General features: G+C 42.7%; 11 protein-coding genes. 9 read left to right on the forward strand and 2 right to left on the reverse strand.

Annotation, left to right across the window (positions count from 1 at the left end):
• Positions 1 to 138 precede the first annotated feature (138 nt).
• Positions 139 to 2,562 carry an alpha-ketoacid dehydrogenase subunit alpha/beta gene (locus tag DUT71_RS15500; RefSeq protein ID WP_113663458.1) on the reverse strand — a complete coding sequence of 808 codons (2,424 nt, stop codon included), beginning with the start codon at positions 2,560 to 2,562 and terminating at the stop codon, positions 139 to 141.
• 142 nt (positions 2,563 to 2,704) lie between these two features.
• On the opposite strand from DUT71_RS15500, the gene DUT71_RS15505 reads away from it, so the two are divergent.
• Both DUT71_RS15505 and DUT71_RS15510 read left to right on the forward strand, forming a co-directional pair.
• Complete coding sequence (locus DUT71_RS15505) at positions 2,705 to 3,097, forward strand: DUF1573 domain-containing protein (protein WP_113663459.1); 393 nt, start codon at positions 2,705 to 2,707, stop codon at positions 3,095 to 3,097.
• 71 nt (positions 3,098 to 3,168) lie between these two features.
• Positions 3,169 to 4,368 carry a pyridoxal phosphate-dependent aminotransferase gene (locus DUT71_RS15510; protein ID WP_113663460.1) on the forward strand — a complete coding sequence of 400 codons (1,200 nt, stop codon included), beginning with the start codon at positions 3,169 to 3,171 and terminating at the stop codon, positions 4,366 to 4,368.
• Between the two features lie 135 nt (positions 4,369 to 4,503).
• Here the strand turns inward: DUT71_RS15510 and DUT71_RS15515 are convergent, their stop codons facing one another.
• Positions 4,504 to 5,133, reverse strand: a complete 630-nt coding sequence (locus DUT71_RS15515; RefSeq protein ID WP_113663461.1) for a DUF4159 domain-containing protein — start codon at positions 5,131 to 5,133, stop codon at positions 4,504 to 4,506.
• A 151-nt stretch (positions 5,134 to 5,284) separates the two neighbouring features.
• On the opposite strand from DUT71_RS15515, the gene DUT71_RS15520 reads away from it, so the two are divergent.
• The 7 genes from DUT71_RS15520 (at position 5,285) to DUT71_RS15550 (ending at position 15,484) form a co-directional block, all read left to right on the forward strand.
• Positions 5,285 to 6,283 (forward strand): AAA family ATPase, encoded by a 999-nt coding sequence (locus tag DUT71_RS15520; RefSeq protein WP_113663462.1) that lies wholly within the window; start codon positions 5,285 to 5,287, stop codon positions 6,281 to 6,283.
• Positions 6,283 to 7,170 (forward strand): DUF58 domain-containing protein, encoded by an 888-nt coding sequence (locus DUT71_RS15525; protein ID WP_240186954.1) that lies wholly within the window; start codon positions 6,283 to 6,285, stop codon positions 7,168 to 7,170. The genes DUT71_RS15520 and DUT71_RS15525 overlap by 1 nt, the downstream gene beginning before the upstream one ends.
• 2 nt (positions 7,171 to 7,172) lie before the next feature.
• A complete protein-coding gene (locus tag DUT71_RS15530) occupies positions 7,173 to 8,549 on the forward strand; it encodes a BatA domain-containing protein (protein WP_162796074.1) in 1,377 nt (458 codons plus the stop codon).
• Position 8,550: 1 nt separating this feature from the next.
• Positions 8,551 to 10,659, forward strand: coding sequence for a DUF4175 family protein (locus DUT71_RS15535; RefSeq protein ID WP_113663465.1), 2,109 nt, complete (start codon positions 8,551 to 8,553; stop codon positions 10,657 to 10,659).
• Between the two features lie 8 nt (positions 10,660 to 10,667).
• Positions 10,668 to 12,443 carry a hypothetical protein gene (locus DUT71_RS15540; RefSeq protein ID WP_162796075.1) on the forward strand — a complete coding sequence of 592 codons (1,776 nt, stop codon included), beginning with the start codon at positions 10,668 to 10,670 and terminating at the stop codon, positions 12,441 to 12,443.
• 88 nt (positions 12,444 to 12,531) lie between these two features.
• Positions 12,532 to 14,166, forward strand: coding sequence for a TldD/PmbA family protein (locus tag DUT71_RS15545; RefSeq protein WP_113663467.1), 1,635 nt, complete (start codon positions 12,532 to 12,534; stop codon positions 14,164 to 14,166).
• A gap of 1 nt (position 14,167) precedes the next feature.
• Positions 14,168 to 15,484, forward strand: coding sequence for a TldD/PmbA family protein (locus DUT71_RS15550; RefSeq protein WP_113663468.1), 1,317 nt, complete (start codon positions 14,168 to 14,170; stop codon positions 15,482 to 15,484).
• Positions 15,485 to 15,557 lie beyond the last annotated feature (73 nt).

The following is a 15,557-nucleotide window of genomic DNA, read 5'->3' on the forward strand; positions in this document are numbered from 1 at the left end:
TTCGCTCGAAATGACGCCATTTTTGACAACCTATGATAATAACCTACTTATTGGCTCCACAATTTCAACAACACACTTACTTACAAAAAACAAAAAAGGCGATATTGCTATCGCCTTTATGGTAATTTCCGTCAATATTTAATATAGTTTTGGATAGCGATCCGGGTTTCCCTCGTTCATCATGGCATAAGCCGCTTCAATGATGTCATCCACAGATGGTTTAGAAAAATAGTCACCATCAGAGCCATAGGGTGCTCTGTGGGCTTTTGCCGCTAAAGTTTGTGGCTTACCATCTAACAGGTAATAACCTTTTTGGTCCTCCAAAATATTTTTCAGGATGAAGGCACTAGCACCACCAGGAACGTCTTCATCTACCACTAATAATTTATTGGTTTTTTGAAGAGATTTCCCACAAGCATGGTCTAAATCGAAAGGTAATAAAGTCTGTACATCGATCACTTCTAATGAAATACCAAATGCAGACAGTTCCTCGGCTGCTTCCTCCACTAATCTAAGTGTTGAGCCATAACTCACTACCGTAATATCAGTGCCCTCTTTAATGATTTCGGCTTTGCCCAAAGGAACCGTAAACTCGCCAACGTTATCCGGTAATTTCTCTTTCAAGCGGTAACCGTTCAAACACTCGATCACCAACGCTGGCTCATCAGACCTGAACAAGGTGTTATACATACCAGCGGCCTGTGTCATGTTGCGGGGAACACAGATGTGCATTCCACGTAAGCTCCCTAAAATCATACTCATTGGGGAACCCGAGTGCCAAATACCCTCTAGTCTATGTCCTCTACTCCTGATAATCAACGGTGCTTTTTGCCCAGCTTTTGTACGATAAGACAAGGTTGCCAAATCATCGCTCAACACGGTAATCCCATAAAGGAGATAATCCAGGTATTGAATTTCGGCAATAGGTTTTAAACCTCTCATCGCTAGGCCTATCCCCTGCCCCACAATGGTGGCCTCCCTAATGCCGGCATCGCTCACCCTCAACTCGCCATACTTTGCCTGTAAACCTGCAAAGCCCTGGTTAACATCACCAATGGCTCCCAAATCTTCCCCAAAAGCAAGTAACCTCGGATCACGGGCAAAATTAGCATCAAAACAAGCGTTTAAAATTTCACGTCCGTCAAGCATTTTACCGTCTTCACTGTATTGGGCAGCAATTTGGGCTACATTAAAAGGGCTTTCTATGCCTTCTGTAAACAGTTTAGAATTATATAGTTCGGTATAAAATGAGGTTTTATCTTGATACCATTTGATCAATATTTCACGCTCGGCCGAAGGCACATGTACACTTTGTCTTATTGCTTTTCTGGCGGCCGAAACTACTTCCTTACGCAAGGCGTCGTGTGTAGAGGCCAATTGTGCCGCAATTTTTGACAAGCCATGATCGCCATTGGCCAAATTGTTGATCATACGAACTACCTCGGCCTGTTCCTGTTTAATGGTATCCAGAAACTCGTTCCATGCCTCTTTCTGCACTTCTTTCACATGTTTTTTAGCGGCATCCTCCAACTCGTCCAGCTCCTCTTTGGTGGCAATAGCCGATTGGATCATCCACTCACGCATCTTTACGATACAATCATGTTCCCGCTCCCATTCCAAACGCTCTTTACTTTTATAACGCTCATGCGAGCCAGAAGTGGAGTGTCCCTGCGGCTGGGTAACTTCGGTAACGTGAATTAGAACAGGTACATGCTCGTTCCTACAAACCTCTATCGCTTTTAGGTATGTTTCGCATAAGGCCGGATAATCCCATCCACGTACCTTAAAAATCTCATATCCATTGGTTCCTTCTTCTCGTTGGAATCCTTTAAGAATTTCAGAAATATCTTCCTTAGTGGTTTGGTATTTTGCAGGTACAGAAATTCCGTAACCATCGTCCCAAACGGAAATAGCCATAGGTACCTGCAATACACCCGCGGCATTAAACGCCTCAAAAAACACACCTTCCGATGTAGAGCCATTTCCAATAGTGCCAAAAGCCACCTCGTTACCGTTTACAGAAAAGTTTTTCAGGTAATCAAGCTCCTTATTTTGTTTGAACAATTTAGAGGCATAGGCCAAACCCAACAAACGGGCCATTTGTCCGCCTGTAGTAGAAATATCTGCCGAACTATTTTTGACCTCGGTGAGATTTTTCCAGGTACCGTCGTCATTTAAGGAACGAGTAGAAAAATGGCTGTTCATTTGCCTTCCTGCTGAGGCTGGATCAGCATCAACGTCTGGATTGGCGTACAATTGCGCAAAAAACTCTTTAAGGGTAGATATTCCTGTAGCAAAGGCAAAAGTTTGGTCCCTATAATAGCCCGCACGCCAGTCGCCGTTCTTAAAAACCTTGGCCATGGCCAATTGTGGCACTTCCTTACCATCGCCAAAAATTCCAAATTTGGCTTTGCCGGTGAGCACCTCTTTTCGGCCCAATAAACTAGCCTGACGGCTCTCTACAGCAATTCTGTAGTCGTTTATCACGATGGCTTTAAAGTCTTCAAAACTGAGTTCCGAAGCGTCAATCTCATTGGTAATAATTTTCCCTGATGAAATCATAAGCAAGAAGTTGGTTAGGGGGCAAAGATACAATTCTTTCTTGTTCTGCCTTAAGGAAACGCCCAAATAATATTTGGAATGCTTTTTGTTTTAAATTATAAAACACTAAATTTGTGTATACAAAAAACTCAAATCAGCGAACATGAAAAAGCTATTATTGTTATTGGTTACCGTGGTTGGATTAGGGTTTGCAGCTAACGCTCAAACAAAACCAGCAGAATTTAAATTTGATGCAGAAACACATGATTTAGGCAAAATCAAACTTGATGTAGCCGTTTCATACACGTTCAATTTCACCAATGAAGGCGATGCGCCATTGATCATTTCTAAAGTTGAACCCACCTGTGGCTGTACCGTTGGTGAATACACGCAAACACCGGTAAAAAAAGGTGAAAAAGGTTTCATCAAAGTTACCGTAAAAAAATCAGGTGCACCAGCTCCTTTCAACGTAGCAATTACGGTTACTTCAAACGCCAGAACCTCTACCAAAGTACTTTATTTAAAAGGTGAAAGCGTAGCTGCCGCAAGCAAATAGGACGTAATTTATTACACGAATATTTTAGTAAAAACCTCGTTATTACAACGAGGTTTTTATATTTTTGCTCCATGCCAAAGATATCAGAAAAAGGGCTTCAGATGCCCGCTTCACCAATTAGAAAACTTACCCCTTTCGCCGATCAGGCAAAAGCAGCCGGAAAAAAGGTGTACCACCTTAATATAGGCCAACCAGATATAGCAACTCCAGAGGGCATGTTAAATGCCGTTAAAAATATTGATTTCAATGTTTGGGCCTATACTCCTTCGGAAGGAACTTTAGCTTATAGAAAAAAGCTAACCGAGTATTATAACAAATTAGGCTACAACATTGGCCCCGAGAATATTTTGGTAACCGTAGGGGGTTCAGAAGCCATTACCATTGCCATGCAAACCTGCGTAAACGAAGGCGATGAAATCATTATCCCAGAACCTTTTTATGCCAACTACAACGGCTTTGCTTGTATGAGCAACGTGGTAGTAAAACCCATTTTATCTTATATTGATAATGGTTTTGCCCTTCCTCCTATTGCCGAGTTCGAAAAGTTGATTACCGAAAAAACAAAGGCAATCATCATTTGTAATCCTAACAATCCAACAGGTTATCTATATTCAAGAGAAGAGTTAGAGGCTTTAAAAGCGCTATGCGTAAAATATGATTTGTTTTTGTTCTCTGATGAGGCTTACCGCGAGTTTTGCTATGACGGCCGTGAGTTTATTTCGCCGATGCACCTTGACGGATTAGATGAAAACGTAGTGGTAATGGACACCGTTTCTAAACGTTATAGTGCCTGTGGCGCTCGTTTGGGCTGTTTGATTACCAAAAACAAAGCAGTTATTGCTTCGGGATTAAAGTTTGCGCAAGCACGTTTAAGCCCAGGAATGGTTGAACAAATTGCGGGTGCCGCCGCTGTAGACACTCCTGACAGCTATTTTGAGGCAGTAAATAAGGAATATACCTTGCGTAGAAATACCTTGGTTGACCGATTGAATAAAATCGACGGTGTTTTTTGTCCAAATCCGGGAGGTGCTTTTTATGTAGTGGCCAAATTTCCAATTGATGATGCAGACAAATTCTGCCAGTGGATTTTAGAGAAATTTGAACACAATAATGCTACGGTGATGATGGCCCCTGCGACTGGTTTTTACTCGTCGCCGGGTTCTGGCAAAAACGAGGTACGCATGGCTTATGTACTTAACGTAGACGATTTAAATGCCGCAATGGATTGTTTGGAATTAGCTTTACAACAATATCCGGGAAGAACTAACTAGGGATTATAGCCTTTATTATTCAAATTAGTACCGATTGAGACTTACGAAGTTTTAGAAACTTCGTAAGTTTTTTTGTTTCTGAACACCGTTAAGCTCAAAGGGCTTCTTCTCTGGGCCAGGAATTACAAGGCTTCGTTAACTATTCACTCCCATGGCGTACATGATAATGTTAACGGCAAATTTGGTATTGTCTTCGGCTAAAAAGCGTTTGTTCCTGAAATCATAGTCCCATTCGCAGCCATAGTCCTTATTGCTGTACAACACGCCTATACGTCCGTTAACGGTAATTGCCTTAAGGTAGTCGTGTACCAAATCATCGCCCCAGCCATTTAACTCAAAAGAAGTAGCGGGCGGACCTTTTTCAAACTTAAAAAATGAATTGTAAATAGCATGGCTGTTGGGTATTTTCCTTAAAGCCGCCACGCCAAAAAGATTATTCATTTGCGTTTCAAAAGAACGTGCAAAAAGCCCGTCAATGTCGTGATTGCAATCATCAACAAAAACAAAGCCCCCGTTATTGACATAGGTTTTAAAGTTAGCGGCTTCCTGCCGGTTAAACTGTACCAGCTTATGCCCGCTTAGGTAGCAAAACGGATACTTAAAAATATCGGCACTGCCCAACTCTACGATTTTCTCTTCGGGTTCTAAGGGAATGGTGGTATACTCCAACAGCGAATTGAGCACATTGGCAGGCATACGTTGATCCGTATCCCAGTCGCCTGAGGTGTATTTTATCCTTGCAAACGTAAACTTTAAACGATACATCAACCTAAATTAAGTCCATTTTTCACTAAAAGCCATTTTCTTTAGCGCTAAAGTTGTAATTTTTTTGATATTCTTTAAAATTTGCTTCATTTTTCGATTGCATATGCGCTATATTGAGATATCAATTTCTATTTAACTAAAGATTTGCTGCGTGGAAATTTCAACTGAGAACGTAAACAACCTTGTTCAAAAAATCACTTCCTTAAAAACTGAAATCCAAAAGGTAATTGTAGGGCAAGATGAAATTATTGATGAAATGCTGATTGCCCTGATGGCTGGTGGACATTGTTTATTGGAAGGCGTACCTGGGCTAGCCAAAACCTTAATGGTGCGAACGATGGCGCAGGCGTTGGACCTTTCGTTTAGGCGCATCCAATTTACGCCAGATTTAATGCCTACCGACATTATTGGCACTGAAATTTTGGAAGAAGACCATACCACGGGCAAACGTTTCTTTAAATTTAACAAAGGCCCGCTATTTGCCAATATTATTTTGGCCGACGAGGTAAACCGTACCCCACCTAAAACACAATCGGCTTTATTGGAAGCCATGCAGGAATTTGAAGTGACCTATGCGGGACAAACCTATCCGCTAGATAGGCCTTTCTTTATTTTAGCTACGCAAAACCCAATAGAGCAAGCGGGAACCTATCCCTTGCCAGAAGCTCAATTAGATCGTTTTTTACTTTACATTAAAATAGGTTACCCAAGCGCCGCAGAAGAAACCCAGATTTTAAGCAGCACTACAGGTGCTAAACAGGCCCGGGTGAACGCCATCATTGGTGCCGAAGAAATCAAACAGCTACAGCAGCTTACCCGCGAGGTAAGTATTAGTGAGGATTTGATTGGTTTTACCAGCGAATTGGTTAGAGCAACCAGACCTGAAACCACTACCGTACCTTTTATCAAAGAATGGGTGCGCTGGGGTGCTGGACCTCGTGCTGGGCAAGCATTGATTTTAACAGCCAAAGCCCGTGCCCTATTTAAAGGCCGATATGCCGTGGTGATGGAAGACTTACAAACGATGGCCTACCCTGTGTTACGTCATCGGGTGTTGATGAATTTCAAGGCTGATGCCGAAAATATTAGCGCAGACAAAGCTACCGACGAACTGTTGAAAGCGATACCAAGGCCCAAAAACAACATTTAATGAGTAAGCTCCTAGATCCTAAAACATTAATGGCCATTAAACCTTTATCCTTGGCGGCAAAAGCTACCATAGATGGCTTTATGCACGGGATCAATAAAAGCACCATTAAAGGTGCTGGCATGGAGTTTAGCCAATATAGAAGTTACCAGGCTGGTGATGATTTGCGCTCGCTAGACTGGAAGATGTTTGCTCGTTCTGACCGTTACTACATCCGCGAATCTGAATTGGAAACCAGTATTTCGGTTCGTTTAGTTATTGATGCAAGCGCCTCTATGAACCATAGCGACGGACACCAAACCAAGATGGATTATGCCCGTTATGCCGCAGCTTCGTTAGCCTATTTGGCCAACCTTCAAGGTGATGCAATAGGTTTGTATGTGTTTAAAAACACGGGGCTATTTGCGATGAACACCCGTCAGGATTACCAACATTTGAGCCGTTTGTTTTATCAATTGGAGAACATTAAGCCAGCGGGAAATTTCACGCAAGCTATTCAATACAAAGAAATATTTGCGGGTCCACGCAAAAGGGAACTATTGATTTTCTTCACTGATTTTTACCAACAAGATGGAGAGCTGTTCAAACTTTTGGATACTTTGTTGCCCTTGAGACATGAAATCTTAGTGTTCCACCTTCTTTCCAACAACGAGCTTGAACTTGACTTTAAAGGTTTTTCTTCTTTTGAAGATTTGGAAAGTGGAAAAATCATCCAAATTGACCAGAAAAAATCTAAAAGGGCCTATCAGGAAAGGATGGCCGATTTTTTACAGCGCACACGGGCCGAAATGCTGAACAGGAATATCTATTATAGATCCCTAAACACCAACGAAGCGCTTGATCAGGCATTAAGAGATTTTTTAAACCAGAGAAATAAGCTAAACCATTGAACGTGAATTTGCTATCCCCTATCGGTTTATTGGCCTTAACAGCACTTCTTGTCCCTATCATTATTCACTTATGGCGAATAAAACAGGGCAAAACCTTTAAGGTAGGCAGTATCTCGCTGATGGGTGAAAGCGCCGCCTCAAATGCCAAAAGTTTTGTGATCAGCAATTGGCTGCTGTTGTTGTTACGTTGTTTATTATTGGCGATATTGGCCTTTTTGCTGGCCCAACCCTTCTTAAAAGGCAAACCATTGACCAAACAAGGCGGTTGGATTTTAGTAGAACAACAAAACCTGAAGACAACTTATCGAAACCATCGTAAAACCATCGATTCCTTATTGAATAAAGGTTTTGAGTTCCGTCATTTAGGCTTTGGTTTTAAACCACTATCCCTTAAAGACACCGCAAATGCAGCTGTGGATAGCCTCCCGCCATTGAGCCATACATCCTTGCTTAAACAAGCCAACCATCAACTTCCCAACCAATATCCCATTTGGATTTTTGCTCCTAAAACTACCTTAGGATTTGAAGAACCCCTGCCCAAACTTCATTTGAAGATACATTGGCAAGCAGCAACATCAGATACCTTGTCAGCCTATGCTAAAACTTTCTTAAATCTGAACTTAAAAGCTCAGGCAAATGGCAAGGCGATAATTTATCAACGAGAAAAAAACGTTTCGGCCCCAGCCATGCAGGTACTGCTGCATTCTGACAATCCTTTAGATGCAAAGTATGTAAAAGCAGCCATTAATGCCATAGGCGATTATCTTGACCAGCCCATCAACATCTCTGTCCAAAACAGTTTTAAACCTTTAGATGCTGTTTTTTGGCTGGCCAATACCGAAGTTCCAGGCAGCATTAGCAAAAACCTAAAAACTAATGCAGTATTGTTTAAATATGCGCCCGGAAAAACCATCGCCGAAAATAGTTTTATCAGCTTTGGAAATACCCCAATCGGGGATGCATCATCGGCCAGGATTTTAAAAAGAACTACGGGCAAAGCAAGGGGGCAAATTTTATGGGAAGATGGCTTTGGCGAGGCACTTTTAACTTTACAGCAACAACAGCAAGTACATGAATATACCTTTTACAGCAGGTTTAATCCGCAATGGACCGATTTAGTATGGAAAGATCAATTTGTGGAGGTACTTTTTCCATTGCTTTATGGTCAAACCAATATAACATTTGGCTTTGAAACGCAACCCACTATAGCCCAGGTGAACGAGCAACCGTTCGCTTCGTTCGAAAGCTCCAAAAATAACACGGTACTCATTTCGCCCAGGGTCAACTTAGACAAATATTTGTGGATCCTGGCCTTTTTAGTTTTTTTAGCAGAGCGATGGCTGACCTATCGTAAACCATCTGATTTAAAACGAGCATAAGATGGGAGGCAAAACATATATATCACAACTAAAAGCCCGAAGAATGCTGCTGCTCAGCCTACAAGGTTTGGCGTTAAGCTTGGGTATCTCGTTACTAACAGGTAGTTTGGCAAAATATATTTTTGGTACCGGCAATTGGTTTTACTTCGCCATTTTTGCTTTAGTTGCGGGTGTATTTTTATGCTTTCATCCTTTGTGGAAAATCAATGAGCAGCATATTGTACGACATCTTGATTGCCATTTCCCCGAATTAGAAGAAAGTACGGGCTTAATTTTAAAACCGCAAGCAAAACTGGGTACATTGGAACAATTGCAAGTCGGCAAAATTGAACCTTTGCTGCCTAAAAAAAACATTTTCAATGACTTGAATCTTAAAAACTGGATCAGCTATGCGTGTTTGATGGTTGGATTAACCACCTATCTTTTCATTCCCGCGAGAACAATCCATTCCGCTACTGATCAAGAGGATGCGGTACATGCCAACATCCGTAAGGAAGAAAAGGTATTGCCGCAAATTGCCAGCTACACGGTAGAAATTACGCCGCCAGCTTACACGGGCAAGGCTAGCAGGCAACAAAATCAGCTTTACCTTAAGGCCGAGTTAGATGCCAAAGCAGTTTGGAGCATTCGTACCAATAAAGCCATCCGTAATTTTCGTGTATTTTTTAATGAAGTAGAACAAATCCGGTTAAAACCTTTGAATCAAGATTCCACCTTGTGGAATTTTTCTAGAAAGTTAGACAAACAGGGCTTTTATCAGCTGGAGCTCGATGGCAAAAAATCAGATCTCTACCAAATCGAGGTTATTCCAGATTATCCTGTAAAAATCAACATCATCCAACCAAAACCACAGCATACCATTGATATTGGTGAGCGCATGCACATCAGCATTAAGGCCCAATTGAATGATGATTATGGCATTGCCGGAGCTTATATTTCTGCCACCATGGCCAGCGGCAAAGGCGAAAGCGTAAGTTTTACGGAAAAAAAACTGCCATTTGAAATTTCTTTTGCAAACCGTAAAAGCATTGCACTTCAAAAACCTATCGACTTGCGGAGCTTGGGAATGAAACCAGGGGACGAATTATATTTCTTCATCCAAGCGCAGGACAATAAAGGCCAGCTCAGCCGTTCGGATGTTTACATGGTGAACATTGTGGATACCGCCGAGCTGATGAGTATGGCGGGCATGACCTCTGGCGTAAATCTGGTGCCAGAATATTTCAGGAGCCAACGCCAGATCATTTTAGATACAGAGAAACTACTGGGTGAACGATCATCCATCAGTACCGCAGATTTTAACAAGAGAAGCAACGGCTTAGCCATTGATCAAAAACTCCTGCGCTTGCGCTATGGCAAATTCTTGGGCGAAGAAAATGAAACTTCTATTGGTGGCGACCATGAAGACCACGATGAACATGACGGCCACGACCACGGCGAAGAAAAATTTGGCGATGTACAAGCCATAATGGACCGCTATGCCCACAAGCACGATATTGCAGAAGATGCAACCTTTTTTGAACCCGATATCAAGGCGCAGCTGAAAGCGGTACTGAATGAAATGTGGAAATCAGAGCTTCAGTTAAGAACCTACAAAGCCCAAGAAGCTCTTCCGTTTGAATACAAGGCCTTGCGCCTGCTCAAAGATTTACAACAAAAATCGAGGGCTTACGTAGCTAAAACCACGGTTAAAACCGCTGCATTAAAAAACGAAAAACGGCTCACCGGCGACCAAGACAAGATTTTAGCACCTCGGCAAAACGCAAATCTCGAAAACAAAGACGATAGCAGGGAGGAGCTTCGTACCCTACTGTCGTTACTCAACCTGCATCGAGATGGAAAAGCCTTTGCCACTAACGAAAAAGCCTTGCTTCAAAGTGCCCAAAGGGATTTGATCAAAGCTGCTTCTAGCCATCCAGAGAGCTATCTTGATGCACTTAAAAGCTTGCGTAGCCTAACACAAACTAAATTTCCTCGCCCTAAAGATTTGGATGTGGTAGCCAAAGCCATTTATCAATTGATTGGCACAATACCCACAAAACCTCAACCCCAAACAGGTGGAACAGCAAAGCAACTAAGTGATCGTTATTTTAATCATTTAAAAAACTGAGCATGGCAATGGAATTTAACCTATACGTATTGGCGGCTTGTTTCCTGTTGTTATGCCTGTTGGCCTACCAAGAAGTTAAAAGAGCTAACAAGCATTGGCTTATTGCCAGGTTAACGGCAACCTTATTGGCTGTAGTTACATTGGCCTTGATGGCAATTCCCATCACGGCTAACTACGAAAGCAGGCAACATAACAGCACCTTGATTTTGCTTACTCCTGGCTTTAATGCCGATAGCCTAGACCATCTCCCCCAAAAAAGGTATTTTACGGATGAGACATTGGCGCCATTATTGAAGGGCAAGGCCAACTTTATCCCTGATTTAGCCTATCATTTGGCGGCCACCCCGGCAATCAAGAAAGTAAGCGTATATGGCTATGGATTACCTGACGAGGAGCTGAAAAAACTAGAAAACATTCCATTGGAATTCCATCCTGCCGAAAAACCAAGCGGCATTATTGCATGCCATTGGAATGACCAGCTTCATGAAGGTGAAACTTTAACGGTGCAGGGCCAGTACCACAACAGCTCTCCAAAGGCATTAAACCTTAAACTCATGGGCTTTGGACAAACGCTTGACTCTGCCCAAATCACGGCAAAAGCAACGGCTAAATTTTCCCTACAACACCCATTAAGGCAAAAAGGGCGGGCACTCTTAAAATTAGTGGCCTTACAAGGTAAAGATACTCTTAACCAGGAGCTCATCCCCATCCAAACCATAGCCAAAACATCCTTAAAAATAACCATACTAGGTTCATCGCCTGGTTTCGAATACAACTTTCTCAAAAGATGGCTGTATGAAAATAGATACCAAGTAGCGCTAAGAAATCGGATCAGCAAAGCCCAATACAGTATCGAATTCCTGAACCGAACCAGCTTTGAACTTAACCGGTTGAGCACACAATTGTTCCAAAAAGAAGATGTATTGCTTATTGACCAACAGGAATTTGAGAACTTGAGTACTCCAGAAAAGCAAGCGGTTAAACAAGCCGTAGGCCAGGGATTGGGCTTAATCCTGTTGGCGCAACAACCTAACAGTACTGAACCATGGATCAAAAGCTTAAACTTAGCGGCCGGTAAAAAGCAGGAAAAGATCAATCAGCTTTCCCTACAACAAACCAAATTAGCCACCTTACCTGAACAAGTTCCCTTTTTGATAGGAAATATTGCAGATCAGCAAGCACTGGTACTCGACGGGGCATCAATAGTAGCTGTGCAAAGGCTTTATGGCAAAGGGAACATCGTAGCCACTACCCTACCTCAAAGCTACCAATGGAGCTTGGCTGGCCACCAGCATGACTACGCCTTATATTGGACTACCTTACTGGAAGCAGCGGCACGAGCTAAAAACCCAACCTACTTGCTACAGGCGTTGGGCAATGCACCAGGTGCAGGGAACAGGCTAAATTTCACTTTAGCTACGCCGGCACCAACAGTTCCTTTGATTAATCATCATCAACAAAGTTTGAGTAGCAAGCAAAATATGCTGTTTGATAACCGTTGGCAGTTTCATGACTGGTCATTCCAACCAGGTTGGCAATCCCTCACCATTAATGGCCAAAAGCACTACTTTTTTGTTTTTGGCAAAGAAAATTGGCAGGCGTTAAGCGCTAATCAACGATTGGAACGTCATATTGCCCATGCCGCATTACATACACCCACCAATAATTCGCCCGAAACCAAAATTTTAACCCAAAAAATAGTTTCAAAGTGGTGGTTTTTTATCGCATTTGTGTTTGCTGCTGGTTTTCTCTGGTTTGAAAATCGTCTTTACAACAAAAATTAGCATTGAAACTAAAATGTTATACTTTGTATAGCGCAAGTGTTTGGGCATTTGACTAATTTGTGTTATTAATCACCTAAACCGAACCACTTTGAAAAGAAAAGATTTCCTTTATCTATCCGGAATGGGAATGGGTGCCTTAGTACTTCCTGATTTATCTGCGTATGCAACGCCGATAGATCCCGAGCAGGCACTGGTCCGAGTAGATCTAAAAATTAAAAAAGAACTAGCCGACATAGCGCTGAATGCGGCCAAATCAAAAGGAGCCTCCTATGCCGATGTACGCATTGGCAGGTACTTGAACCAATTTGTTGCCACCCGCGAAAAAAGAGTACAGGGCGTTGCCAATACCGAATCGTACGGTGTGGGCATCCGTGTAATTGTAAATGGCTGTTGGGGGTTTGCCGCCACCAACAAAGTCACCAAAGATGGTATTGCCAAAGCTGCTGAACAAGCGGTAGCTGTAGCTAAAGCCAATGCGAAAATACAAGGAGAAGCAGTGCAACTAGCACCGCAAAAAGGCTTTGGCGAGGTAAGCTGGAAAACGCCAATTGAAATTAATGCGTTTGAAGTTCCCGTAAAAGAAAAGGTAGATTTACTACTTAACGTGAACGACATTGCCATGCAAAATGGTGCTACTTTTGTGAACTCGGCTATTTTTGCCGTAAACGAGCAAAAGTATTTCGCTTCTACCGATGGCTCCTACATTGATCAGGATGTACACCGTATTTACCCAACCTTTAACGTTACCCGTATTGACAGGGCTTCTGGACAATTCAAAACCCGTAATGCCCTTAGCTCACCAATGGGCATGGGCTATGAGTACATGAACGCACGGCCAGAAGATAAAGTTGCAGGCATTGTTACCCGCTACAAAGGTCGCTACGATATGCTGGAGGATGTAAAATCCGCTGCTAAAGTAGCTTCTGAAAAGGTAACGGCTAAATCGGTTGAACCCGGCAAATACGATTTGGTATTGGATCCTTCTCACTTGTGGTTAACCATTCACGAATCGGTAGGCCATCCTACCGAGCTTGACCGGGTATTGGGCTATGAAGCTAACTATGCCGGCACCAGTTTCCTTACTTTGGACAAATGGCAATCTAAAAACTTCAAATTTGGCAGCAATAAAGTGAATTTATTTGCAGATAAAACACAAGTGGGTTCCTTAGGTGCCGTAGGCTATGATGACGAAGGTGTAAAATGTAAGAAATGGGATCTGATTAAAGATGGAGTGCTGGTAAATTATCAGGCCATCAGAGATCAAGCACATATCATCGGCCTAAACGAATCGCAAGGTTGCTGTTATGCCCAAGGTTGGGACGATGTGCAGTTCCAAAGAATGCCAAATGTATCCCTACAGGCCGGCAAAGAGAAATTAAGTGTTGACGACATGATCAAAAATGTAGAGAAGGGCATTTATATTATTGGCGATGGCAGTTTCTCGATCGACCAGCAACGCTACAATTTCCAATTTGGCGGGCAGATTTTCTATGAAATCAAGAACGGAAAAATTGTGGGTATGCTAAACGATGTAGCTTATCAGGCCAACACCCAAGAATTTTGGAACTCGTGTACCGATATCTGCGATGAAAGCGATTATCGTTTAGGAGGATCATTTAATGATGGCAAGGGACAGCCTTCGCAAAGCAGTGCCGTTTCACATGGCAGCGCCACCACCCGTTTTAATGGAGTTAACGTAATTAATACAGCAAGAAAAATATAATATGGCCATATTAAGTAAAGAAGAAGCACAAGCAATTTTAAAAAAGGTATTGAGCTATGCCAAGGCCGATGCTTGTGAAGTGAGTTTAAATGGCTCTGATGGCGGCAATATCCGCTATGCCAGAAATGCCGTTTCTACCGCAGGACAAATAGATGTGATGAGTTTGGGCGTAAGTGCCACTTTTGGTAAAAAAACAGGTACCGCCACCATTAACGAATTTGACGATGCCTCGCTACAAAAAGTAGTGAAAAGAGCCGAAGAACTAGCCATGCTAGCTCCTGAAAATCCAGAATATATGCCGCCTTTGGGCCCGCAAACCTTTGCCGAATCCCTAACCTACAATGCCAATACCGCAGCCATGACACCTGAAACCAGGGCCGACATGGTAGCCAAAAGCCTTGGTGTATCCAAAGCTGGAGGTTTAGAAGCTGCTGGTTTCTTGGAGAATAGCACCCGTTTCAGCTCCATTATGAACTCCAAAGGTTTGTTTGCCTACAATAAAAGCACTAACGTGTCTTTTTCGGTAACCATGCGTAACAAACAAGGCACAGGCTCAGGCTACGTAGACCAGGATTTTAACAACTTGAGCAAAATGGATACGCTTGCCCTAACTAAAATTGCGGCGAGCAAAGCGAACGGATCCGCTGGTGCCAAAGCCATTGAACCTGGAAAATACACCGTAATTTTAGAACCTTTGGCAGCCAGCGATATGTTGGGCAATATGTTCAGAGGTTTTGATGCCCGCAGCGCCGATGAAGGTCGTAGCTTTATGAGCAAAAAAGGTGGTGGCACTCGCCTAGGCGAACAATTGTTCTCTGAAAATGTGAACATCTATTCGGATCCGCTTAACCCAGAAATACCAGGTTCTACCTGGAGTGGCGATGGTTTGCCCATCACCAAAACTCAATGGGTGCAAAACGGCGTGGTAAAAAATCTATCTTATTCAAGATATTGGGCGGCTCAAAAAAATGTACAGCCCCTACCGTTTAGCCGTAGCATTGTGATGGAAGGTGGAAATCAATCTTTGGAGGATTTGATCAAGAGTACCGAAAAAGGCATTTTGGTAACCCGTTTCTGGTATATCCGCATGGTAGATCCACAAACCTTATTACTCACCGGACTTACCCGCGATGGCACTTTCTTTATCGAAAATGGAGAGATTAAGTTCCCAATCAAAAACTTCAGATTTAATGAAAGCCCGGTCATCATGTTAAATAATGTAGAAGCATTGGGCAAGCCGGTACGCACTGGCAGCGGACTTATCCCGCCAATGAAGATCAGAGACTTTACCTTCTCTTCATTGTCTGACGCCATTTAATTTTTAAAAAGAGGCCGTTGAATAAGAATTACACTCCTCATTTCGATAACGGTTCCTACCATATTTCAACGGC

The organism is Pedobacter nanyangensis (genome assembly GCF_003313505.1).
Lineage (GTDB): Bacteria > Bacteroidota > Bacteroidia > Sphingobacteriales > Sphingobacteriaceae > Pedobacter > Pedobacter nanyangensis.